Source organism: Dehalococcoidia bacterium, assembly GCA_030648205.1.
In the GTDB taxonomy this organism is placed as follows: domain Bacteria; phylum Chloroflexota; class Dehalococcoidia; order JAUSIH01; family JAUSIH01; genus JAUSIH01.
This window is the reverse complement of record JAUSIH010000087.1, coordinates 1-23,800: the sequence shown is the minus strand read 5'-3', so window position 1 is coordinate 23,800 and position 23,800 is coordinate 1. Positions and strand designations below refer to the sequence as shown.

Below are 23,800 nucleotides of genomic sequence, written 5' to 3'. Positions count from 1 at the left end.
GGCCGACTATGGCTGTATCAACCTGTCCCGCGAACGCGCTCAATTCTGCGTCGCTGAGATGAATCTTCCCTGGGGTCATGCGCTTGCTTAGTGAAGTTGGGGTAACGCCGCGCAGTCGGACCACTTGAGACACGCCCATCTCGTTTTTCAAGAGCTCTTCAAGTCGGTCGGCGAAGCGTCCGAAATTAGCCCAAAGGAAGTTGTCGTAAATGCCTACGCTTTTCCCTTTCAATGTGCTGACTCGGTCAGATATCTTTTGAATCGCTTTCGCGGGAGCAGCCGCGGGGCTAAGTATTGCAACCATCTGGCCAACCAATATGCACCTCCATAATTTATGCATTTAGCCACGGTGTTAGATATAGTGAAGAAGAGGTTATCATATGGTTTGTTGCATGTCAATTCCTGTTTGTAACAGTTACAATCATTGTGTATTACAACACCTGGTGGTTCAAAGAGCAGGTTGCTTATGAAGAGAGGGTTTATTAAGTCCGAAGGAGCAGCAACGGTCATGCGTTGAACCTGGCGGCGCTGACGCGCTCCATCGCCGCTCACTACAGCAAGCACAACATTCGCGCTAACGCGCTCATCACGGGGAGCATTGACACGGGGATTCTGGTGACCGTGCCCCCGGGCGACCGCGAGGCGCGCATCCGCCGGAACATCCTGCCCCGGCTCGGCAGGCCGGGTGAGGTTGCCCACCTGGTCCTTTATCTGGCGTCGGACGAGTCGTCTTACGTGACCAGCGCCATGTTCACTATAGACGGGGGTGCCACCGCGCTGTAAGCCCATGTTGGGCGGTAGCGAATGGAATCCCTCCGTGGCGGCGCGCCACGACTTATGCCTGAGGAGGCCGTCTGGTGACCGGACGCAGTAGGAAGGTCCCTACAGAGGCCGAGGTACTGAAATGGTTCGATACCCTGAGCAATTGGGGACGATGGGGCCCGGACGACGAGCTGGGCACGCTGAACCTCATCACCCCCGCAAAGCGCCTTGAGGCGGTACGGCTGGTCCGCAAGGGCATTGCCGTGTCCTGCGCCCGCCCCATTGAGAAAGGCGTGGCGACAGACGTGCCGTATCTTCCGCTGCACTTCATGATGAGCACGGGCGAGACGTGGGTCGGTGAGCATTCCCACGAGCCTACTCAGATGGCCCTCGACTTCATGGGCCTCGTCTTCCATGGCTTCACTGTGCCACATCTGGACTGCCTGTGCCACTTTCTCTGGAAGGGGAAGATGTACAACGGAAGGCGTGCCGACGTGGTCACTGTCAGCTCCGGCGCCAGCGTATGCTCGGCGGAGACCGTGCGCGATGGGATTGTCACGCGGGGCGTGCTGCTGGACGTGGCGAGGGCAAAGGGCAAGAAGTGGCTGGAGGCTGGGGATGCGGTCTTTCCGGAGCACCTGGATGAGGCGGGCGCGGAGGACAAACGCGACCTGCTGGGCCTGTACATGGGCGTACCGCTCACCGAGCGCTTCGACTACAACATGGCGCTCCCCGACCGCATTCTTATCTTCCAGAAGCCTATCGAGGCCGCTTGCGCCTCGGACGACGAGGTCGTGGAGGAGGTGCGCATCACCGTTCTCCACGAGGTCGCACACCACTTCGGCATGGGCGACGCGGAGTTGGAGCGGCTGGGCCTGGACTAGCTGTCGCCCGACCCCTGGCCTGGGATGTCATCGCTCTGGCCTCTGTGACGTAAATGTGCGCTTTGTTTGTTGCCTTGCGACTTGCGCCCTGTACAATGGGCTTGGCGGAGTTTTGGACGGAGCGGCAGATCAAGCAGGAGGTGCGCCATGGCGGTTTGTCAGCACGGAGGCGGCATTTTCCTGGGCGGCGAGAATCTTTGCGGGAACTGTTTCAGGCGTTTCTACGGAATGGTGCTGTGTCCTCGCGGGGGGAAGTGGGTAGTCCCCGACGGGATGGGCTGCGCTCAATGGGAGCCCGCCGGAGAGGACCCGGGCATGAAGATGTGCTTCTGGTGTCGTTCATACGACGACGTCCGCAGCGGCCGCACATCGGGATGGGAGCGATGCGCTCCGCCGGTGCTTTCCTGACCTGCGCGGGCCGAAGCCCGCGCAACTTGGATTGGCAGGGCTAGCTGGTCTTGGCTGGCGGGGTCGGCGGACTGCTAGGTACTGTCTTCAGGAACCCCTGCAGCAGGTCCACGGGCAGCGGGAAGACCACGATGGTGGACTTCTCGGTGGATATCTCCGCCAGGGTCTGCAGGTAGCGGAGCTGCAGTGATGCGGGATGTACGGACATGAGCTGCGCCGCCTGGGCGAGCCGCTCCGCCGCCTGGGCCTCGCCCTCGGCGTGGATGATCTTGGCCCGGCGCTCGCGCTCGGCCTCCGCCTGACGCGCCATCGCCCGCTGCATCCCCTGGGGCAACTCCATGTCTTTGACTTCGACCTGGCTCACCTTGACTCCCCATGGCTCGGTCTGCTCGTCAATAATGCGCTGGAGCCGCTGGTTGATGCGCTCCCGCTGGGTCAGGAGCTCATCCATGTCAGACTGGCCCAGGACGCTCCGCAGGGTCGTCTGGGACATGAGCGATGTGGCCTGAATATGGTCCACGACCTTGACCACGGCGGCGTTCGGGTCCACAACGCGGAAGTACACGACGGCGTTGACCCGCACCGTGACGTTGTCCTTGGTGATGCACTCCTGCGCGGGCACGTTCAGCGTGATGATACGCAGGTCCACCTTCTGCATACGCTCAACGAAGGGAATCATCACGATGACGCCCGGGCCTCGCGGGCCAAGCAACCTGCCCAGCCGGAACATGACGCCCCGCTCATACTCCTGGACGATACGGACAGTCGAAGGGACAATGATGAGCAGCAGCAGGAGCAGAATGCCCAGGGCAACGATGAGCGTGATGACATTCATGCGTTTTCCTCTTCTTCCTTGCGGGCCGCCATGACCCACAGCTTCATGCCTTTCACCTTGGAGATCGTCACCGTGTCGCCTTCCTTGACAGGCGCTCCCTCGGCGCGGGCCAGCCATCGCTCCCCTTCAATGAACACGTAGCCTTCGGGGCTGAGGTCCGTCCGTGCTGTCGCGGTCCGTCCCACCAGAGTCTCCGCGCCTCCCACCGTTACGCGCAGGAGGTGCGCCTTGCGCACCATGACGGTGACGAACGCGAAGTACGCGATCAGCGCCGCGAGGACTATTCCCAACACCCGCAGGTCGAGGGCGAAGAGGGGGCTGGCGGAGAACAGGAGCATGGCCCCGAGGGCAAATGAGATGACGCCGCCCACCGCCAGGATGCCGTGGCTGGTCACAAAAACCTCGGCCAGGAACAGCAGGAAGGCGAACGCGATCAGGAGCAGGCCCGTCCAGTTGACGTCCAGCGTGCCCAGGGAGTAGAGCGCCAGGAGGAGAAAGACGCCGCCGACCACGCCGGGCAGAATGGCGCCGGGATTGGCAAGCTCGAAGAAGATGCCGATGGTCGCCAGCGACAGGAGGATGAACGCCACGTTGGGGTTGCTGATGGCGAAAAGGAAGCTTTCGAAGAGCGACATCTCAACGACCTCTTGCGGCGCCAGGCGTGTCTGAAGGGTCGCCTCTCCGGTCAGCAGGCGGACATTGCGCCCCTCCAGCTTATCCAGAAGGTCGTCGCGGTTCGTGGCCACCAGGTCTATGACGTTGAGCTTGAGCGCCTCGTCGGCGGTCGCGGAGCCTTTCGCCGTGTCCGTGAGGCGCACGGCGCCCTCCGCCCATTCCTTGTTTCTGCCGCGCAACTCGGCGATGCTCCGGGCGTAGGCGGCCGCGTCTGCTTCAGCCTTGTTCGCGGACACTCTGTCCTGGCTGGACTGCTCGCCGCCTCCCAGGTTCACCGGGTGCGCCGCGCCGATGGCCGTGTTGGGCGCCATGGCCGCTATGTGCCCCGCCATGACGATGAACATGCCTGCGGAGGCGGCCCGCGCTCCCGCGGGGGCAACATAGGTGACCACGGGCACGCGGGAGTTCACAATGGCCTGGACCATCTCGCGCATGGACGTGTCCAAGCCGCCCGGCGTGTCCACCTCAATGAGGACAACGCCCGCGCGGTCCTCCTCGGCCTGCTGGATGCCGCGGACAAGGTAACCCGCGGTTACCGGATTAATGGTGCCTTTGATTTGCAGCACGCGGATGGTCGGCGCCGCCGCTCGCGCGACGTCTACGGCCAGCGAAGCAACGCCTGCGAGCAGAAGAAGGATGGTGAAGATGCGACGAAGGGCGGAGAGGCTATGCGCATTCATATGCTGCCATTATAGTCGGAATGAGTTCAGAAATACAGAGGCCTGCAAGGAAAGGCGGTCTCCAAGTGTGCCGATGCGGTCACAATAGAAATGGGACGGCGGGCCGGACACTCTGGCAATTGGGACTGGAAGGCAGTCCATTTGTCAAATAAGTTGTGCTTTTATTCACAAATCCCAAGAGTGAAACACGTGACGCGCTGGGCCTTCAGGTGGAGCGCGGTGAGCTACCCAGTGGTCGAAGAGCGCGTGTCTGGAGATGCGGACGCTGTCCAACAGACCAAGGCTGCCGTTCATTGAGCGGCGGGCCGTCGTGGAGTAGAATGGATAACCGATTGCTATGTTATATTTGCGTGGATTCGGATGGCTCGTGGTGGGGATCGCCCTTGGCCTGATGGCGGGAGGCGTGTCGGCGTATCTCGTTGCGACCGCGACGGCCCAGCCGCAACTGGACAGCCTGCAGGCCCAGCTTGCCCAGGCGAGGGCCGAGCTTGCGCGGACGCGGAAAGACCTTGACTCCGCGCGGGAGGCCCAGTCCCGCGCCGAGGCCTCGCAGCGCCAGGTCCAGTCGCTCCAGGCCGACCTGAACAAAGCGGACGCCGCGCTCACCTCCGCGCGCGGTGCGCTCAAGGTGGCGCGGAAGGAGCTGACCTGCTGCTTTGACATCGCCACGGCGTCCATCTACAACTTCGTGGACATCAAGCCGTACACGGGCAAGCTGTATGACGCGCACCACTCCTACCTTGGCCCTGAGTTCGCCAGCCTGGACGGCTACCCCAAGGCGCTGGACGCGGCGGGCATTGACAAGGTGGTGCTCCTGTGGGGCCCGGGCGCCGCGCCCCTGCCGCTCGCGGTGGCGGGCCGCTACCCGGACCGTTTCATCCCCTTCTCCACGTGGAGCTTTGCGGTGCGCGACTATCCCGCCGTGTACCGGCCCATCGAGGAGGTGCGCCAGGAGCTGACGTCGCGCGTGTTCCGGGGCATCGGCGAGGTTATCACGCGCGGCGATTCGACGGTCAAGGGGCAGCCGGGGCCTCTGACCGCCAATGTGCCGCCCGACGACCAGCGTCTGCTCGAAGTGATGGACATGGCCGCCGAGTTGCGGGCGCCCATCATGGTGAGCGCCGGCCATGTCTTCAGCGACGAACTGGAGCACATGGTGGCGCACAATCCCCGCGCGTTCGTCATCTGGTCCCACGCGGGCGAGCCTCGGGACCAGTACCCCGTCCTGGGCCACACCACCACGTCCAAGATTGAGCAGTTGCTCGTTAAATACCCGAACCTCTACATGGACCTGTCGGGAGGTCTGCTCCTGTTGCCGCCCTCGGCGCCGGACTCGCTGGTCAATCCGGACGGCACTGTCCGCGAGGCGTGGAAGGTCCTGTTCCAGCAGTTCCCCAGTCGTTTCGTGGCGGGCGTGGACGTGGGACCCGACCCCGCGCAGGTCAAGCAGGCGGTGACATACCTCCGCTTTGTGCTGGGCCAGCTTCCTCCCGTGGTGGCGGAGGCCATCGCCTACAAGAACATCGAAGTCATTATTCCCAAGTAGTCTGCAAAGGGGCCTTATGTCGAAAGTTGTCATTCTGGGCGTAGGCCCTGGCGACCCCGACTACATGACGCTCCGTGGCGTGGACATCGTCACCCAGGCGGAGGTCGTCGCCGGGTTCAAGACGGTGCTCGCCACCGTGGACAAGTGGGTCACAGGTGAGCGCCTCGTCATGGACTACAAGAACCAGGAAGAGATGCTCGCGCGGGTGGGAGCGGCATTCCGTCTGGGCAAGCGGTGCGTCGTCTGCGCCGCGGGCGACCCCTCGGTCTCGGCGCGGGAACTGGTGGAGCGCGTCCGGCGCGCCTGCGGCGAGGTCGAGGTCATGCCGGGCATCAGCTCCATCCAGGTGGCCGCCGCGCTGTCGGGCGTGCCTGTTGAGCAGAGCCTGTTTGTGACGCTGCACAAGCGCGCGTCCATCGGCGACGACGTGGCGGAGCTGGCCGCCGCGCTCAAGGAGAACAGGCGCCACGTCATCGCGCTGCCGCGTCCGTTCGACCTGATGCCTGCGGACATCGCGCGGCTGCTGGTCGCCGCGGGCGTGGCCCCCACGCGCGTCGTGCGCGTCTTCGAGGAGCTGACCCGTCCGGGCCAGCGCGAGCGCGGGTTCACCCTCGCGGAGCTTGCGCGCGAGAAGGCCCCGTTCAGCGACCTGTCCGTGCTGGTCTTCCCCGTGTAGGTCGCGCACCCCACCGTCTGACCTCCTCAGTTGTTCATTGTGCTCTTTCCCCCTCTCGCGAAACGCGCTACACTGACGCCGACCTCAGAGTCGCTCGATGCGGCTCGTCATTTCTACTACACGCAAGGAGGCGCGCCGTGGACTACCAGAGCATCAAGTTCGAGAAGCCGGAGCCGCACATCGCACTCATCACCATGAACCGCCCGCAGGCCCTGAACTCCATCACCGACGCGATGATGGACGAGTTGCGCGCCGCCGTGGACGAGATTCAGGCGGACGACGACATCCACGTCTATATCTTCACGGGCAGTCCCCGGCCCGACGGTCGTCCGTGCTTCTGCGCGGGCGCCGACCTCAAGGAGCGCGACAAGCGCACGTACGTGTTCGGGCTGAAGGCCAACGATTTGCTGAACACCATCGAGGACATGCTGAAGCCGTCCATCGCGGCCATTGACGGCACGTGCACGGGCGGCGGCATCGAGCTGGCCATGTCGTGCGACTTGCGGGTGTGCGCGGAGACGGCGGAGGTCAGCGACCTGCACCTGCGGAACCTGGGCGCAGGACTGGGCGGCTGGGGCGCGTCCACGCGGCTGCCCCGGCTTGTCGGGCTACAGCGCGCGAAGCAGATGATTCTGACGGCCCGCGTGCTGAACGGCAAGGACGCGGAGCGCTACGGGTTCGCGGTGGAGGCGACGCCGCCCGGCAAGGCGGTCGAGGGGGCGATGGAGATGGCGCGGAAGATCGCGCAGATGCGGCCGCACGGTGTGAAGATGACGCTGGCGCACCTGGACAGGGCGTTCAACATGGAGTTCTACGAGGGGCTGCGCTACGCGACGAACGTGCGGACGCTCGTGGGCCCGGGGCCGGACGCGAAGGAAGGCTACAAGGCGTTCGTGGAGGGCCGCAAGCCGGACTGGAAGGGGTAATGTAGCGTCTCAATAACCGCTTTACAATGTCCGTCATTCCGGACTTGATCCGGAATCCAGGGGTACAGTCTGGATTCCCGCGAAAGCGGGAATGACAACATCAGTTGGGTCACTGTAAAAGGGTTTTTGAGACATCACACCAGGCGGGTCACACAACGCTGAATGAAGGAGCCGCCGCCATGAGCGTGAACTTCAAGATATCGTTCGCCGGCAGGGACGAGCTGGCGGACTGGCTCGAGTACGTGGACATCGCCGATGCGTCCGGGTTCTGGGGCCTCGGCGTCGGCGACTCGCAGTCCATCTATCTGGACACCTACGTCCGCTGCACTCTGGCCGCCGTGCGCACGCGCAACCTCCTCATCGGCCCCTGGGTCACGAACCCCCTCACGCGCCATCCCGCGGTCACCGCCTCCGCCATCGTCAGCGTTGACCAGGTGTCCGGCGGCAGGGCGTACTTGGGCATAGGGAGCGGCGACAGCGCGGTGCTCAACGCCGACATGAAGCCGTCGCGGATGGCGTACCTTGAGGAGTACGTGAGGGCGGTCAAGGACCTCATGGCGCATGGGAAAGCGGAGTGGCAGGGGCGGCATGTCGCGCTGTCGTACGCGAAGCGCAGCGTGCCCGTGTACGTCGCGTCGTCCGGGCCGAAGACCGCGCGCCTGGCGGGACGCGTCGGCGACGGCGCTATCTGCGCCGGGGTCATCTCGCCGGAGGCGGTCAGGGAGACGCTGGAGCAGGTCCGCGCGGGGGCGCGGGAAGCGGGACGCAAGCCGGACGACGTTGACGTATGGTGGGGAGTCATGGCGAATCTGGCGGAGGACGACGCCACCGCCCTGAACGAGCTGAAGTCGTCGCTGGTCACGCGCGCCCACCACGTCTTCCGCTACACCACCGAGGGGATGCACCTGCCGCCGGAGTTCGCGCCCGCGATGCAGCGCATCCAGCGGGAGTATCAGCCGCTGCTGCACGGCGCGCTCGGCACGCCGACGCACGCGCGCCTGGCCGACGATCCGGGCGTGGCGGACTACCTCGCGCGGTCGTTCTCCCTCTGCGGCTCGCCGGAGACGTTCGTCCGCAGAGCGCGGGAGATGCAGGCGATGGGCGTGACGCAGATATCGCTGCAGGTGCGCGGGACCGACCGGCGCCGCTTCCTGCGGCTGTGGAACGAGCGGGTGCGGCCTCAACTTGCGTAAGGAGGCGTGGCGCGTAGGCGAGGGCCGCGCGTGGAGGATGCGCTCGTCGCGGAGGGACGCGAGACGGCGTGGAAGGGGATAAGCGTTGCGATGCGACAAGAAAAGTCACGGTCGAAAACAAAGAGACAGAGCACAAAGAAGCAAGTTCGACTTGTCAATTATTGTCCACACTGTGGCAACCGAGCGCCTCAGCGTGTCGTGCATACCCAACGTTATCTCGGCGAAAGCTATTCAGTAGATGGCAATTTGATTGGCGATGATACCCCTAGCGCGTACTATGTGGTTGTTTGCGAAACGTGCGGCGAGATCCTTGTATACCACGCGGAATTCGAATTCGTTAGCGAGGCCGAATTTGCCGCCGCGACTCTACTTTGGCCGGATCCCGGAATTCTCCACGGGTCCGTTCCGCAGGTTGTTGCTGGATGCTATGCCGAAGCGCAAAGGATAAAACACTCGGCTCCCAATGCTTTCGCCACGCAGATACGACGGGCATTAGAGGCTGTTTGCGATGACCGCAAAGCGAAGAAGGGAAACCTGCAAAAGCGTCTTCTTGATATGGCAAATAAGGGTGAGATCCCTCCGGTCTTGTCAAAAATGACGGATGTGCTTCGGGTTCTTGGCAATGCTGGTGCGCACAACATCACCAAAGGCGTCAAGTCCATCCAAGTGCGTGGCATAGAAGAATTTTTCCGCGCAGTAGTGGAGTACGTGTACGTGGCTCCAAGTAAGCTCAAGGAATTTGAAGAAACCATGCGTTTCCTTGATGCGAAGGACACAAGCAAATAGGTTTGTGTTGATAAAGTAGGAGGCCCCATGCTGCAAGAGTTCCGCAAGTTCATAGCCCGCGGCAACGTCATGGACATGGCCGTCGGCGTCATCATCGGCGCGGCGTTCGGCAAGATCGTTTCGTCGCTAGTCAATGACATCATCATGGCGCCCATCGGCCTCGTCCTGAACCGCGTCCACTTCGCGAACCTGTTCATCCCCCTCTCGGGCGAGAGGTACGCGACGCTCGCGGACGCGAAGGCGGCGGGCGCTGCCACCATCAACTACGGCGTCTTCCTCACGACCATCATGGAGTTCCTCATTGTCGCCTTCGCGGTCTTCATTCTGGTGCGACAGGTGAACCGGTGGATGGATGAGAAGAGCGCTCCCGCAGCGTCGACAACGCGGGAGTGCCCGTACTGCCTCTCGCGGATAGCCCTCAAGGCGACGCGCTGCCCGCAGTGCACATCGCAGGTGGCGGTATGACCTCACCCCCTAGCCCCCTCTCCGTTCACGGAGAGGGGGAAGAGAAATAACGGGGGTATCCCCCGTTGTCCCCCGGCGGGAACGAGGTTCCCTGCACTCTCCTTACCACGCGGCGCGCGCATGTTGATATTCCCAGTGAGTCCTTTCTTGGAAAGGCGGACGACCGAGGAATGACAGGACGGTATCACGCGCACTGCACGTCGCAGGTGGCGGTGGCCTGGCGGATAAAAGGGGAGGGACGCCGCTCCGCGACAGCGCCGCGGCCAGGCGCGCCGACTACGCGCAGGCGGCGTCGAAGTCCCGAGCGGCGGCTTCGAGCAGCCCGACATCGCTCCTGTTGAACAGGATCTGCTTGCTGCTGACGCAGGAGGCGCGGCCCTTCTCCGTCAGCACGTAGCGTCCGGCCTCGCGCGATAGCATCTTCTTGTCCACCATCTTCTGCAGCGCGCCCTGCAAGAGAGCGGAGAAGTCGGCCTCGCCGCCAACCGCCGCGAAGGGGGCCAGCAGGGCGTGCTTCTCGGACAGCGCCTTGAATATCACGCCAAGGCGCTGCGTGTCGTCCGTGAAATCGCCGCGCGTGGTGGAAGCCAGCATCCCGGAGAGCACTTCGTCGAGGCTATAGCGCATAGTCTGGCGGCTGGTCCCGCTGGGCTGCGTCATGGGGCACCCTTTCTCTCTCACCACTCGCCGGTTCGACCGGCCTTCGGTGTCCTGCGACGGTTTGCGGTCAAACGGGGAAAACCGGAAGCCGTCCAACGATATATTGTGCGCGAGGATACGCTACTTAGTAGGCTCGCGTCAATCGTTGCCGCAAGCAGTAGAGACGCCTCTTTTTGGCACATTCCCCTTGTTCTCTATGTGAAGCTCGCGCATTTCCCCTCGCCTCCTCGTTGCGCGCTCCCGCCATGCGCTGTCCCCATGCATTTGTGGACGCTCTGGCCGCCGCTGTTCGGAGCGTGCCCTGTTATAATAGGTCGGAAGTAGATCAGGGCTGAACGCCACTCCGGGCCAGGAGCACGCAAACATGCACCGCGTTGGTATCGTGGGCGCCACCGGCATCGTCGGGCAGCAGTTCCTCGTCGCGCTGGACAAGCACCCGTGGTTTCAGGTCGCCGCGCTGGCCGCGTCGGAGCGCTCCGCCGGCAAGACCTACGGCGAGGCGCTGCGCGACCCCAGGACGGGCGCCGTCCGCTGGTACTGCGAGGAGCCGCCGCCCGCATGGGCGCTCGCGATGCCCGTCGTCGAAGCCGCGAAGCTCGACGCGTCATCGCTCAGCCTCGTCTTTTCCGCCGTGGAGTCCGACCAGGCGCGGGAGTTGGAGCCTGGCTTCGCCCGGACCACGCCCGTTATCAGCACGGCCTCCGCCTTCCGCTACGAGGAGGATGTGCCCATCATCGTGCCCGGCGTGAACAACGGCCACGTTGTGCTGCTGGAAAGACAGCGCAAGAACCGCGGCTGGAAGGGCTTTATCACGGCCCAGCCGAACTGCACGACCATCGGCCTCGCCATCACGCTCAAGCCGCTACAAGACAGCTTCGGCGTCAGGACGGTGCTGATGACCTCGATGCAGGCGCTGTCCGGCGCGGGGCGCAGCCCCGGCGTGCTGGCCTTCGACATCCTGGACAACGTCATCCCGTTCATCTTCGGCGAGGAGGAGAAGGTCCAGCGGGAGTCCCTGAAAATCCTGGGGCGCCTCAAGAACGGGAGCATCACGCCCGCCGACATCGCGGTGAGCTGCACCTGCACGCGCGTCAACGTGAAGGACGGGCACACGGAGTCGGTATTCCTCTCGACGGCGAAGCCGTGCGACGCGGACGACGCGGCGAAGGCCATGTCCGAGTTCGATGGCGGCCTGCACGAGCTGGAGCTGCCGTCGGCGCCGGAGCACATGATCGTGGTGCGCCAGGACCCGTACCGCCCGCAGCCGCGGCTCGACCGGGACACGGAAGGCGGCATGGCGACGGTGGTGGGCCGCCTGCGCGCGGACACCGCGCTGCCGAACGGCCTCAAGTACGTGCTGGTGTCCCACAACACCCGGATGGGGGCGGCCAAGGGCGCCGTCCTAGCGGCGGAGCTTCTCGCGAAGACGGGCTACCTCTAGCGCGGGGGGCGCCCCGGCCAGCGGCGCATACGCCACCTTATCACGGCTACGCGGTACTCTCGCGTTGCCGCCCTTATGACCCTGTGCTATACTTGCTTAGCTTTGGCTTTGAGACGCGGAACGTGTTGAACTCCAAGAACTCCTCTCCATTCAAGCAGGTGCCCGACGGCACGGTGACGTCGCCCACGGGCTTCCAGGCGGGCGCCGTCTATTCGGGCCTCAAGACCGAGGGCGAGGGCAAGCTGGACCTCGGCATCCTGTACTCGGAAGCGCCGTGCGCCGCCGCGGGCGTTTTCACGACCACCTCCGTCAGAGCCGCGTCCGTGCGCGTCTGCGCGCGGCACATCGCGGGCGGGAAGGCGCAGGCGGTGGTGGTCAACGCGGGCATCGCGAATGCCTACGTGGGCGAGCAGGGGGTCAAGGACGCGGAGGAGATTTGCACACTGGTGGGACGCAAGCTGGGGATTGGCCCTGGCCGCGTGCTCATCGCAAGCACGGGCCTTACCGGGATGGAGCTTCCCATGGGGATCATACGAAGGGCCATACCGGGCATTCCTCTCTCGGTCTCCAGCGGACACGACCTGGCGCGGGCCATCATGACCACGGACCGCCGGCCCAAGGAGGTGGCCGTCAGCTTCAAGCTGGGCGGCAAGGCCGTCACCCTGGGGGGCATCGCCAAGGGTGCGGGCATGATTCACCCCAACATGGCGACAATGCTGGTCTTTCTGACCACGGACGCCGCCGTCGAGCGTCGCTTCCTGCAAGCCGCCCTGCGTGACGCCGCGGACTCCACATTCAACATGCTGACCATTGACGGGGACACCAGCCCCAGCGACACGTTGGTGTTGCTGGCTAACGGCGCCGCCGGGAACAAGTCGTTAAGCGGCGATTCGCCGGATGCCGACGTCTTTCGCGCCGCCCTGACTGAGGTGTGTGCGTTCCTGGCGAAGGCCATCGCGCGGGATGGCGAGGGCGCGGAGAAGATGATCGAGGTGACGGTGGACGGAGCGGCCTCCCAGAAGGACGCGCGCGACGCGGCCAGGACTATCGCCGGCTCCACGCTGGTGAAGGCGGCGGTGCACGGGAACGACCCGAACTGGGGCCGGGTCATCGCGGCCCTGGGCCGGAGCAGCGCGCGGGTGGTGGAGCAGAAGCTCATGTGCTACATCAACGGCATCTGCGTCCTGGATGAGGGCAAGCCCATCCCCTTCTTCCGCGAGGCGGCGGTGAAGGCGATGACCGCCCCGGAGGTCAGCATCCGCGTGTCGCTGAACCTGGGCGACGCCTCCGCGACGGCGTGGGGCTGCGACCTCACCGAGGAATACGTCACCTTCAACAGCAAGTACACAACCTAGCGGCGGGCTGCCCGATGTAGTACGGGCGAGTCCGAGGAGCGTTCGTGACGCAATCAACAGTCGCTGGCTTGGCAACCCGTCTGGAAGAAGCCCAGAAGGACTTCCTCCAGGCCCTGCGGAATATTCCCCCCTCGGTTTTCAGCAAGGCCCCCTCGGCTGACGATTGGACTGTGGCGCAGGTGGTGGGCCACGCCGCCGAAATCCAGACGTTCTGGGTGGGGCAGGCGGAGAGCATCGCCCGAGAGGACAACCCACTTATCGGGCGGCTGGCGGAAGCGGACAAGTGCTCCCGTTCCCATTCCACGGGCGAAGGGGCGCCGCGCGACCCGCGCCATGCGGTGGAGCGCTTCGACGCCGCCAGTACGGAGGCGTTGCGCCGCCTGCGCGCGTTCAGGGACGCGGACCTGCTGCGCCAGGGCCATCGCCTGGACGGCAAGTTGGTCGGCGCGGGGCAACTCATCGAGGACAGTGTCATCAGCCATGTGGCGGAGCACGCCCGGCAGTTGCAGAAGGTGGCGGGAGCACCGGACATAAGGACAAAGCCCTGACTTCTCCCAAGTCGCGCACACGCAGGGGTACGCCCACGGACACCATCGTCGTGAAAATCGGTGGCAGTACGCTGGGCGCTCATGACACGACGCTTGAAGACCTGGTAGCGCTTCAGCGGCGCGGCGTCCGTTCCATCGTTGTCCACGGCGGCGGCAAGACCATTACCCAGTGGCTGGACAAGCAGGGAGTCCCGACGAGGTTCGTGCGCGGGCTGCGCGTCACCGACGCGCAGAGCCTCCAGGTCGTGGTCGCGGTGCTGGCCGGGCTGGTCAACAAGGAGCTGGTCGCTGGACTGCACGCGCTGGGCGGCAAGGCGATGGGCCTCTGCGGCGCGGACGGCGGCCTGCTGGAAGCGCGGGTCATGGATCCCGAGCTGGGCTACGTGGGCGAGGTGACGCGGGTGGACATGACGCCTCTGCGCGCCATCCTGGATGCGGGCTGCATCCCGGTCGTGGCGCCCATTGCGCTGCAAAGCCCGCCTCGTGAGGGAAGCGCGCTTCTGAACGTCAACGCCGACACGGTGGCGGGCGAGGTCGCCGTGGCCGCCGGCGCGCGGCGGCTCATCTTTCTGACGGACGTGTCGGGCATCCTCGACAGGTCGGGGACGCCCATATCCAGGCTCACGACGACGGAGGCCAGGGACCTGGCGGCGAAGGATGTCGTCTCCGGAGGCATGATCCCCAAGGTGGAGGCGTGTCTCCGCGCCCTTGCCTGCGCCGACGAATCGCTGATCATAGACGGGCGCTCCTCACACGCTCTGCTTATGGCCGTGGAAGGCCGCGGTGAGGGCACTCGCATCGTAAAAGGAGGTGGGGCTTAATGAAGCTGCCAGCTGGCTGGGGGAGGAAATTCACACAACCCCCATACGAGAGCATACCTGGTGGTGGCGCTCCGGCGTTTTCATCCCGCTGGCTGCTTATTGCAGCCATTGCCGGCGTGGCGCTGATCCTGCTGAACCTGGTGCGCTCCGCGTACACCGATTTCCTCTGGTTCGACAACGTCGAGTACGCGTCGGTGTATATCAAAACGGTAAGCGCCCAGGCGCTGCTGTTCGCGGTGGGCGCGGTGGTCGCGGGCGTTCTGCTCTGGGCCAACCTCTGGCTGGCCCATCGGCAGTCCGTGGGGCCGGCGGCCCCCGAGGTGCCGGTGGAGATGGCGGCCACCCTTCGGCGGATGCTGACCATTGGTATCCTGCTCGGCAGCGTTGCCCTCGCGGTGATCTTTGGGTCGGTAGCCACGGGAGAGTGGGGCACGCTTCTGCGCTTCATGGCGCAGGTCCCGTTCGGCAAGACCGACCCCTTGTTCAACCAGGACATCGGCTTCTATGTCTTTTCGCTTCCCCTGTACCGCTTTGTCCAGTCCTGGCTGCTGTGGGCGCTGGTCCTCACCCTCGCGGGAGTGCTGGGCGTCTATTTCCTCAACTTCAGCATCCGGGGCATGGGCTTCCAGCTCAGGCGGGCGGTGAAGGCCCACCTCCTCGTGCTGGGCGCCGCCGTCATGCTGGTCCTGGTGTCCAGCTACTGGCTGGACACGTATGACCTGGTGTTCTCCCCGCGGGGCGCGATATTCGGCGCCACGTTCACTGACGTGAGCACTCAGCTTCCCGCGCTGCGCGTGCTGATGGTGATAGGTCTGGCTACCGCCGTGACGTTCATCGTGGGCATCTTCCTGCAAGGGATACGGGTGCCCGTGAGTGCCGTGGCCGTGTGGATTGCGGCCGCCATCGTGGGGCTCAACCTGTACCCGGCGGTCGTGCAGCGCTTCGACGTGGAGCCTAACGAGTTCATCCGCGAGCAACCATTTATTGTGAACAACGTCCGGATGACACGGCAGGCGTTTGGGCTGGACCGAATTGAGGAGCAGCAGTACCCGGCCAGGGCCACGGTGACTGACACGGAGTTGCAGGCGAACCCGGGCACGGTGAGCAACATCCGGCTTTGGGACTACCGGCCATTGAAGGACACCTATAACCAGATCCAGTTCATCCGTCTCTACTACGAGTTCCACGACGTGGACGTGGACCGGTACACCATCAACGGGCAATACCGGCAGGTGATGCTGGCGGCCCGCGAGCTGGCGACGGAGCGCCTGCCCGTGGAGGCCCAGCGCTGGGTTAACCAGCGTCTCCAGTTCACGCATGGGTATGGCGTCGCGATGAGCGGCGTCACGGAGTTCACGCCCGAAGGCCGCCCTGTGTTTCTGGTGAAGGACGTGCCGCCGGAAGGCGCGGTCAAGATCAAAGAGCCGCGGATTTACTTTGGGGAGCGGACCGGGAACTACGTCATCGTTAATAGCAACACGCCTGAGTTCGACTATCCGACGCCGGAGGACAAGCCCGTCTATACGAGCTTTGCCGGCAAGGGGGGCATCGCCCTTGACTCGCTTTTCCGGCGCGTGGCCTACGCCTGGCAGTTCAACGATCTGAACATCGTAGTGAGCAGCGAGCTGACGCCGCGGAGCCGCATCATGTACCGGCGCAACATAGCGGACAGAGTCAAGCAAATTACGCCGTTCCTGCGCTTGGACAAAGACCCGTACATCGTGGTCGGCGACGACGGCAAGCTTTACTGGATGCAGGACGCCTACACCGTGACGGACCAGTATCCCTATTCCCAGCCATACCGGCAGGGGATTAACTACATCCGCAATAGCGTCAAGGTAGTCGTGGATGCGTACGACGGCTCTGTCACATACTATGTCGCGGAGCAGGACGACCCCTTGATTCGCACGTATGAACGCGTCTTCCCCACCCTCTTTCAGCCCCTAGACAAGATGCCCGCGGGGCTGCGGAATCACGTGCGCTATCCCGAGGACATGTTCCAGATTCAGGCGGAGATGTACCTGAAGTACCACATCACGGACCCCCAGGGCTTTTACAACCAGGAGGACCTGTGGAGCATCCCGCAGGAAGTGTACTACGACGCTTCCATCACGATGGAGCCGTACTACGTCAACATGCGGCTGCCGGGGGAGACCAGGGAGGAGTTTGTCCTTATCCTGCCCTTTACGCCCCGGAACAAGCCTAATCTTGTGTCATGGCTGGCGGCGCGCATGGACGGGCCGCACTACGGCAAGTTGCAGAGCTTCCGATTCCCGAAGGACAGGCAGATAGACGGACCGGCCCAGGTGGAGGCGCGCATCAGCAACGACCCCGAGATCGCGCGGCAGGTGAACCTGTGGAACCAGGGCGGCTCGCGGGTCATCCGGGGCAACCTGCTGGTCATACCCATAGGCCAGTCCATTCTTTTCGTTGAGCCGCTTTACCTCCAGGCCGCGAACCTGAACTTCCCTGAGTTGAAGCGAGTGGTCGTCGCGAGCGGAGACAAGGTCTATATGGCCGGCAGCCTGTCGGACAGCCTAAGTCAGTTGGTGGGCCAGGCGGTCGCGCCACCGTCTCCGGCTCAGCCCGGGGCGCCGACTGCTCCGCCCGGTGTGGTGGGTACCCTCCGCCAGGAGGTGGAGCGCCTCCAGCAGGCTATCAAGGCATTGGAGCAAGCGTCGAAGCTCATGCAGGAGAGCCTGAGCCGCCTGGCGGATCTGAGCAAGCAATAGTCCTGCTCAGGAGGGAGACGCCATGAGCAACTGGCAAGAACTGGAGTCCAAATACTTCCTGCGCACCGGACGGCGACTGCCCGTCACTCTGGTGCGCGGGCAGGGGACTCGCGTATGGGACGACGAGGGCAGGGAGTACCTGGACTTTATTGACGGCATCGCCGTGTGTTCCCTGGGACACTGCCACCCGGTGGTGGTCAACGCCATCACGGAGCAGGCGCGCACCCTAATGCACGTGTCCAATCTTTTCTATACCGTTCCCCAGGTGCAGTTGGCGGAGCTTCTGGTGCGGAATAGCTGCCTGCAGCGCGCCTATTTCGTCAACAGCGGCACGGAGGCCAATGAGGCGGCCATCAAGCTGGCGCGGCGCTACGGCAAGCTGCACCGCGACGGCGCGTATGAAATCATCAGCGCCATGGACTCCTTTCACGGACGCAGCCTGGCGATGGTGGCCGCCACCGGCCAGCCGAAGTACCAGGCGCCCTACACGCCGCTGCCGGAGGGATTCGTCAACGTCCCGTACAACGACGTGGACGCCATCAAGAAGGCGACGAGCAAGAAGACGTGCGCCATCCTGCTGGAGCCTATCGAGGGCGAGGGCGGCGTCATCGTGCCGGCGCCCGACTACCTGAAGCGGGTGCGCGCCTGGTGCGACAAGCACAACATCCTGCTCATTCTGGACGAGGTGCAGACGGGCATAGGCCGCACGGGGTCGCTGTTCGCCTACCAGCACATGGGGGCGGAGCCGGACATTATGACGCTCGCCAAGGGCATGGGCGGCGGGTTTCCCATCGGCGCGCTGCTCGCCAAGGAGCGGGCCGCCGTGTTCCAGCCGGGCGACCACGGCTCAACCTTCGGCGGCAACCCGCTGGCGACGGCCACCGCGTACGCCGTCGTGAAGTACATCATCGAGCAGCGCATTCCGGACCGGGCGTGGGAGATGGGCGAGTACCTGCTGTCCGGTCTGCGGAAGCTGAAGGCCAAATACCCGCACATCACCGACGCGCGCGGCATGGGCCTGCTCACCGCCATTGAGTTCAACGCTCCCCTGGCGGAAGCTGTCACTCTTGCCGCTCTGCGTGAAGGGCTGATCGTCAACAACGTGCGGCCTGACGCGCTACGGCTGGCTCCGGCGCTGACCGTCTCCCGCGAGGAGATAGACCAGGCGCTGGCGGTCCTGGACAAGGTGATTAAGGCAGTCGCGGCGCAGCCCGTGCCGCCCGCGCCCGCGCACTAGTTCGACCGAGGTCATGGAGAGCATGAGCAAGAAAGTTGTCCTGGCCTACAGTGGAGGATTGGACACCTCCACGATCCTCCACTGGCTTATCCACGAGAAGGGGTACGAGGTCATCGCCTATGTGGCCGATCTGGGCCAGACGGAGGACTTCGATGCGGTCCGCCAGAAGGCGCTGCAGGTGGGTGCGGCCAAGGCGTATGTGGAGGATGTGAAGAAGGAGTTTGTCACGGACTTCATTTTCCCGGCGCTCCGGGCCAACGCGGTGTACGAGGGGCGCTACCTCCTCGGCACGTCCCTGGCGCGGCCCCTCATCGCCCAGAAGCAAGTCGAGGCCGCCAGGCGCGAAGGGGCCGAGACGGTGTCCCACGGCTCCACGGGCAAGGGCAACGATCAGGTCCGTTTTGAGCTGACCTACCATGTTCTGGCGCCGCGGATGAAGGTCGTCGCGCCCTGGAAAGACCCGTCCTTCTTCGAGCGGTTCCCCGGCCGCAAAGAGCTTATCGCGTACGCTCAGCAGCACGGCATTCCGGTGAAGGCCACGGCGTCGGCCCCCTGGTCAAGCGACGCTAACCTTATGCACATCAGCTACGAGGCGGGCGAGCTGGAGGACCCGGCGCGGCGGCCCCGCGAGGAGATGTTCGAGCTGACCGTCTCGCCGCAGAAGGCGCCGGACAGGGAGACCGAACTGGAAATCGAGTTCCGGCGCGGCGACCCCGTGCGCGTGCGCAATGTGTCGGACGGCGCGGAGAAGAACACGCCGTTGGAGCTGTTCACCTATCTGAACCAGGTGGCGGGCCGCAACGGCGTGGGCCGCGTGGACATGGTCGAAAACCGCTATGTGGGCATCAAGTCGCGCGGCGTGTACGAGACGCCCGCGGGCACGGTGCTGCAACTGGCGCACCGTGACCTGGAGGGCCTGACCATGGACCGGGAGGTCATGCACCTTCGGGACACGCTCATCCCGCGCTTTGCCGAGCTGGTGTACTACGGCTACTGGTTCTCGCCGGAGATGGAGTGCCTGCGGGTACTGTTCGATAAGGCGCAGGAGCCGGTGAACGGCACGGTGCGCGTGGCGCTCTACAAGGGCAACGTCATCGTCACGGGACGCTCGTCGCCACAGTCCCTGTATGACCAGGACCAGTCCAGCATGGACGTGGCGGGCGGCTACGACCCGCGGGACGCGGTGGGTTTCATCAAGACCAATGCCCTGAGGCTCGTCAACTGGTCGCGACGGCAACGGGGCCGATAGAAAAGGAGCGATGATGAACAAAGGCGCTTTGGAAGGCTACCGGGTCATAGACCTTTGTCGGGCGGGGCCCGGCCAGCTCGCCACCGGCGTCCTGGCCGACTATGGCGCCGACGTCATCACCATCGTCGAGCCGGGCTACGCCCAGCGCCGACAGGTGGGCGGCTCCACGGCCAAGGGCTTCGGCCAGGTCAATCGGCGCAACAAGCGCGGCCTCTTCCTGAACATGAAGGCGGAGGGCGCTCTGGACATCTTCATGAAGCTGGTCTCCCGCTCCGACGCCATCGTGGAGAGCAACCGCCCCGGCGTCGCCAAGCGGCTGGGCGTGGACTACGACGCGGTCAGGAAGGCCAACTCCGCCATTGTCTATGTCTCCCTGTCCGGCTACGGCCAGTACGGCCCCTACGCCGACATCCCTGGCCACGATCTCTCCTTCCAGGGGGTCGGCGGCATGATTCCCCAGGACGAGCGGGGCAGACCACATCATCCCACGTACAACCACGCGGACATGAACGCCGCCTGGTACGGCGCGTTCGCCCTGTTCATCGGCCTTCTCCACAAGGCCAGGACGGGTAGGGGCCAGTACATTGACGTCGCCTTCAGCGATGCCTCCATCAGCCTTCCCGCCGGTCATCTGGAGGACGAGATGCTGTGCGGGGCATACCCCTGCCACAACATCTACGAGTGCAAGGACGGCAAGCACCTGACCCTCAGCACGCGGGAGCCCTGGTTCTGGGAGCGGCTGCTGAAGGTCCTGGGCCGGGAGGACTGGCTGCCTCACCAGCGGCCCCAGGGCAAGCTCAAGGAGGAGATGTTCGCGTTCTTCCGCAAGTCCTTCAAGAGCAAGCCCCGGCACGAATGGCTCAAGATTCTCAAGGGGGCGGACTGCCAGTTCGGCTCGGTGAACCTGACCGCCGAAGACCTGCGCGACGACCCGCACAACAAGGCCCGTGAGATGGTTATTGAGACGCAGAACCCCGCGACGGGTGACAAGATGTTCATTCCCGGCTTCGCGCTCAAGCTGTCGAACACGCCCGCCAAAATGTGGCGTGGGCCGAGCCTGATGGGCCTGGATACGGAGGACGTCCTGATAGAGCTGGGCTACAGCCATGAGGATATCAGCCGGTTCCGCCAGTCCGAGGCGATCGGCTAGAAGTCATTTCAAAATGCCTGCTCACCCTTCGACAAGCTTAGGGCGAGCGGTGTTTTTCTTTCATGGTGAGCTTGTCGAACCATGAAGCCGAATTTTGGAGTGGATTCTAGGAGCACGAGTCACACAAGCGAAAGCGTTTGGAGGTAGAGAGACTATGGTGCTCGCTCTGTCCGAAGAACAGAAACAAATCGTCACCACCATCCGGGACTGGGTCAAGAAAGAGGTCATCCCTGTCGCCAGCGACATGGAGCACCGGAACGAGTTTCCCGCCCATCTGATAGAGCAGATGAAGCAGATGGGACTCTTCGGGGTCGTCATTCCCACGCAGTACGGCGGACTGGGCCTTGACTACACCACCTACGCAATGATCTTCGAGGAGATATGCAAGGGTTGGATGGGCCTGAGCGGGCCTGTCGGAACGCATTCCATCATGTCCTACGTCGTGATGCACTACGGCACGGAGGAGCAGAAGCAGCGCTTCCTGCCCAAATTCGCCTCCGGTGAGAAGCGCGGCGGCTTGGCGCTCACCGAGCCAAACGCTGGCTCCGACGTGCAGGCGATGCAGACCACCGCCGTGCGCGATGGCGACTGGTACGTGGTGAACGGCACCAAGACGTTCATCACGAACGCCCGGCACGGGAACACCTTTGCGCTGCTGGCCAAGACGAACACCAAGGCCAACCCTCCGTACAAGGGTATCTCCTGCTTCATCGCGGAGAAGGGCGACCCCGGCTTCAAGGTGGGGCGCGACTTGGAGAAGCTGGGATACAAGAGCGTGGACACCTGCGAGATTCACCTGGACAACTATCGCGTGCCGGTCACGAACTTGGTGGGGATGAAGGAAGGCGAGGGTTTCGTCCAGGTGATGGCTGGCCTGGAGGTGGGACGCATCAACGTGGCGGCGCGGGCCGTCGGTGTGGCCGCGGCGGCGTTTGAGGCGGCCATCCGCTACGCGCAGCAGCGGCAGACATTCGGCAAGCCCATCGCCCAGCATCAGGTCATCCAGACCAAGCTGGCCGACATGGCGACTGAGCTGGAGGCGGCCCGATTGCTCACCTACGCCGCCGCCCGCAAGAAGGATGCCGGCGAGCGCGCCGACCTGGAGGCGGGCATGGCCAAGCTCTTCGCCAGCGAGATGTGCCTGCGCGTCACCTTTGAGGCCATGCGCATCCACGGCGGCTACGGCTACGTGAAGGACTATCCCGTGGAGCGCTACTTCCGCGACGCCCCGCTGATGATCATCGGCGAGGGCACGAGTGAGATACAGAAGCTGGTCATCGCGCGGAACCTGCTGCAGAAGTATAAGATAGGCTAGCGCGCTCTGGCCTCAGGCGGCATCATGCCGCCTGACATATCGGAGGAACGACGGAGACTATGCATGCGTAGCGTCTTCACGGAGGTACGGGAACGCACGGCGCGCGCCGGGCTTCGCGGACACCGTCTGACCGCGCTCGTGGGCGCGGCTCTGGCCTACTTCATGGTCCAATTCGGCATGGTGCCCGTCGCCGTCGTGCTCCCCACGGTGGCCCAGGAGTTCCAGGTGGATATGGGCCACGCCGGGTGGGCGATGACGTCCTACCTGCTCATGCTTGCGGCTCTGGCGCTGCCGGCGGGGCGTCTGGGCGATGTCCTGGGGCTGCACAAGGTTTTCCTGGCTGGAGTGGTGGTCTTTGGCGTGGCCACGGCACTCACGGGACTCGCGGGGTCCATGGAGCAGTTTATTGCCCTGCGCGCGTTGCAGGGCGTTGGCGGCGCCCTCATTCTGGGCACGACGCTGGCGATCACCGCGAGCGTCGTGCCGGAATCCCAGCGCGGACGGGCGCTGGCCAGCACCGCCATAGCGGCGTCGGTCAGCGGCATGGTCGGCAGCGTTGGCGCGGGCCTGGCAGTGACCTACCTGAGCTGGCGCTGGATATTTTTCCTGATACTGCCTCTCGCGGTGCTGACGGCCAAGCTTGGTCTTGACATGCTGCGCACAGCGCCGGCTGCGTCTTCCACGAAGGGGAAGCGCATGGACGTACTGGGCGCCGTCCTCTTCTCGGTGATGCTCGCTACCCTGGTCATGTCGTTCAACCACTTCCATGACGGGCCGGAAACGTTCGAGGCCGGTTTTGCGTACCATACCACGCTTCAGGTGGTGACCGCGGTGCTGTTCGTTGTCCTACTTGTGGTTGAGAGTCGCGTCTCCAACCCGTTGCTTGTCCTGCCCAACTTCCGGAAGGGGCTTTTCAGCGCCGCCGTGGCGGCCAACATAGTCGTCCACATGACCATGGCCTCCATGTTCTTTCTCCTGCCGTTCGTCATCCAGCGCGGCATGGTGCTGCCCGCCCTCTACATCTCCGCTGCCCTGGTGTCTCGCCAAGTGCTGGACATCAGCGCTCCCGCGCTCGCAGGCTGGCTTTACGACAAGACGCGGAGCCCGCTTCTCCGGCCCGTCAGCATGGCGCTTATCAGCGTGTCCATGTTCACCATGGCCGTGCTGGCGACGGAGCTGTCGTACGTCGCGCTGGTCGTGCTGACCGTTTTCGCCGGATTTGGCTCCGGCGCCTTCATTACGACAAATAATACGGTCCTGCTCAGCGCGCTGCCTTCCAGCGAACGGGGGTTCTCCGGCGGGATGCTGGAGACCACGCGCCAACTTGGGCATACCGTGGCCGTGGCGCTGGTTTCCGCCGTCGTGGCCGTGGTGTTGAACGGGGCGGACGGCGTGAACGCCAGTCCCCGTGTATACATGGAAGCCTTTCGCTACGCCTGCTTTGTCGTGGCCGGGG

At 64.2% G+C, this 23,800-nt stretch carries 22 protein-coding genes; 18 read left to right on the top strand and 4 right to left on the bottom strand.

The window, feature by feature from the left end; genetic code table 11:
* A partial coding sequence (locus Q7T26_10095) for a hypothetical protein (GenBank protein MDO8532491.1) occupies positions 1 to 316 on the bottom strand: 316 nt, incomplete at its 3' end.
* 197 nt (positions 317 to 513) lie between these two features.
* Between Q7T26_10095 and Q7T26_10090 the strand changes: the two genes are divergently transcribed.
* Positions 514 to 783 carry an SDR family oxidoreductase gene (locus Q7T26_10090; protein ID MDO8532490.1) on the top strand — a complete coding sequence of 90 codons (270 nt, stop codon included), beginning with the start codon at positions 514 to 516 and terminating at the stop codon, positions 781 to 783.
* Between the two features lie 74 nt (positions 784 to 857).
* Positions 858 to 1,646, top strand: a complete 789-nt coding sequence (locus Q7T26_10085) for a metallopeptidase family protein (protein ID MDO8532489.1) — start codon at positions 858 to 860, stop codon at positions 1,644 to 1,646.
* A gap of 448 nt (positions 1,647 to 2,094) precedes the next feature.
* Here the strand turns inward: Q7T26_10085 and Q7T26_10080 are convergent, their stop codons facing one another.
* On the bottom strand, positions 2,095 to 2,889 hold the full coding sequence (locus tag Q7T26_10080) for a slipin family protein (protein MDO8532488.1): 795 nt from the start codon (positions 2,887 to 2,889) through the stop codon (positions 2,095 to 2,097).
* Positions 2,886 to 4,244 carry a nodulation protein NfeD gene (locus Q7T26_10075; GenBank protein ID MDO8532487.1) on the bottom strand — a complete coding sequence of 453 codons (1,359 nt, stop codon included), beginning with the start codon at positions 4,242 to 4,244 and terminating at the stop codon, positions 2,886 to 2,888. The genes Q7T26_10080 and Q7T26_10075 overlap by 4 nt, the downstream gene beginning before the upstream one ends.
* A gap of 337 nt (positions 4,245 to 4,581) precedes the next feature.
* Here Q7T26_10075 and Q7T26_10070 point away from each other — a divergent pair, with 337 nt between their 5' ends.
* The 6 genes from Q7T26_10070 to mscL all read left to right on the top strand — a co-directional run bounded on the left by Q7T26_10070 (position 4,582) and on the right by mscL (position 9,836).
* A complete protein-coding gene (locus tag Q7T26_10070; protein ID MDO8532486.1) occupies positions 4,582 to 5,790 on the top strand; it encodes an amidohydrolase family protein in 1,209 nt (402 codons plus the stop codon).
* Positions 5,791 to 5,806: 16 nt separating this feature from the next.
* On the top strand, positions 5,807 to 6,466 hold the full coding sequence (cbiE, locus tag Q7T26_10065; GenBank protein MDO8532485.1) for a precorrin-6y C5,15-methyltransferase (decarboxylating) subunit CbiE: 660 nt from the start codon (positions 5,807 to 5,809) through the stop codon (positions 6,464 to 6,466).
* A gap of 137 nt (positions 6,467 to 6,603) precedes the next feature.
* Positions 6,604 to 7,392: an enoyl-CoA hydratase/isomerase family protein gene (locus Q7T26_10060; GenBank protein ID MDO8532484.1), complete on the top strand. Its 789-nt coding sequence runs from the start codon at positions 6,604 to 6,606 to the stop codon at positions 7,390 to 7,392.
* Positions 7,393 to 7,571: 179 nt separating this feature from the next.
* Positions 7,572 to 8,585: an LLM class flavin-dependent oxidoreductase gene (locus Q7T26_10055; protein ID MDO8532483.1), complete on the top strand. Its 1,014-nt coding sequence runs from the start codon at positions 7,572 to 7,574 to the stop codon at positions 8,583 to 8,585.
* 198 nt (positions 8,586 to 8,783) lie between these two features.
* Positions 8,784 to 9,371 (top strand): DUF4145 domain-containing protein, encoded by a 588-nt coding sequence (locus Q7T26_10050; protein MDO8532482.1) that lies wholly within the window; start codon positions 8,784 to 8,786, stop codon positions 9,369 to 9,371.
* 27 nt (positions 9,372 to 9,398) lie between these two features.
* Positions 9,399 to 9,836 (top strand): large conductance mechanosensitive channel protein MscL, encoded by a 438-nt coding sequence (gene mscL, locus Q7T26_10045; GenBank protein MDO8532481.1) that lies wholly within the window; start codon positions 9,399 to 9,401, stop codon positions 9,834 to 9,836.
* Between the two features lie 276 nt (positions 9,837 to 10,112).
* On the opposite strand, the gene Q7T26_10040 is transcribed toward mscL, so the two are convergent.
* On the bottom strand, positions 10,113 to 10,496 hold the full coding sequence (locus tag Q7T26_10040; GenBank protein MDO8532480.1) for a hypothetical protein: 384 nt from the start codon (positions 10,494 to 10,496) through the stop codon (positions 10,113 to 10,115).
* A 364-nt stretch (positions 10,497 to 10,860) separates the two neighbouring features.
* Between Q7T26_10040 and asd the strand changes: the two genes are divergently transcribed.
* The 10 genes from asd to Q7T26_09990 all read left to right on the top strand — a co-directional run.
* The gene (gene asd / locus Q7T26_10035; protein MDO8532479.1) at positions 10,861 to 11,937 is read left to right on the top strand and encodes an aspartate-semialdehyde dehydrogenase; all 1,077 of its coding nucleotides are present in this window, start codon (positions 10,861 to 10,863) and stop codon (positions 11,935 to 11,937) included.
* 122 nt (positions 11,938 to 12,059) lie between these two features.
* Complete coding sequence (argJ, locus tag Q7T26_10030) at positions 12,060 to 13,292, top strand: bifunctional glutamate N-acetyltransferase/amino-acid acetyltransferase ArgJ (GenBank protein MDO8532478.1); 1,233 nt, start codon at positions 12,060 to 12,062, stop codon at positions 13,290 to 13,292.
* Positions 13,293 to 13,336: 44 nt separating this feature from the next.
* Positions 13,337 to 13,840, top strand: a complete 504-nt coding sequence (locus Q7T26_10025) for a DinB family protein (protein MDO8532477.1) — start codon at positions 13,337 to 13,339, stop codon at positions 13,838 to 13,840.
* Between the two features lie 50 nt (positions 13,841 to 13,890).
* Positions 13,891 to 14,661: an acetylglutamate kinase gene (argB, locus tag Q7T26_10020; protein ID MDO8532476.1), complete on the top strand. Its 771-nt coding sequence runs from the start codon at positions 13,891 to 13,893 to the stop codon at positions 14,659 to 14,661.
* A complete protein-coding gene (locus tag Q7T26_10015) occupies positions 14,661 to 17,393 on the top strand; it encodes a UPF0182 family protein (GenBank protein ID MDO8532475.1) in 2,733 nt (910 codons plus the stop codon). Before argB ends, Q7T26_10015 begins: the two co-directional genes overlap by 1 nt.
* 22 nt (positions 17,394 to 17,415) lie before the next feature.
* The gene (locus Q7T26_10010; GenBank protein ID MDO8532474.1) at positions 17,416 to 18,630 is read left to right on the top strand and encodes an acetylornithine transaminase; all 1,215 of its coding nucleotides are present in this window, start codon (positions 17,416 to 17,418) and stop codon (positions 18,628 to 18,630) included.
* Between the two features lie 22 nt (positions 18,631 to 18,652).
* Positions 18,653 to 19,879 carry an argininosuccinate synthase gene (locus tag Q7T26_10005; GenBank protein MDO8532473.1) on the top strand — a complete coding sequence of 409 codons (1,227 nt, stop codon included), beginning with the start codon at positions 18,653 to 18,655 and terminating at the stop codon, positions 19,877 to 19,879.
* Positions 19,880 to 19,889: 10 nt separating this feature from the next.
* Complete coding sequence (locus tag Q7T26_10000) at positions 19,890 to 21,029, top strand: CaiB/BaiF CoA-transferase family protein (protein ID MDO8532472.1); 1,140 nt, start codon at positions 19,890 to 19,892, stop codon at positions 21,027 to 21,029.
* Between the two features lie 154 nt (positions 21,030 to 21,183).
* Positions 21,184 to 22,344: an acyl-CoA dehydrogenase family protein gene (locus Q7T26_09995; protein ID MDO8532471.1), complete on the top strand. Its 1,161-nt coding sequence runs from the start codon at positions 21,184 to 21,186 to the stop codon at positions 22,342 to 22,344.
* 63 nt (positions 22,345 to 22,407) lie between these two features.
* Positions 22,408 to 23,800: MFS transporter (locus tag Q7T26_09990; GenBank protein MDO8532470.1), on the top strand; the 1,393-nt coding region annotated here is incomplete at its 3' end.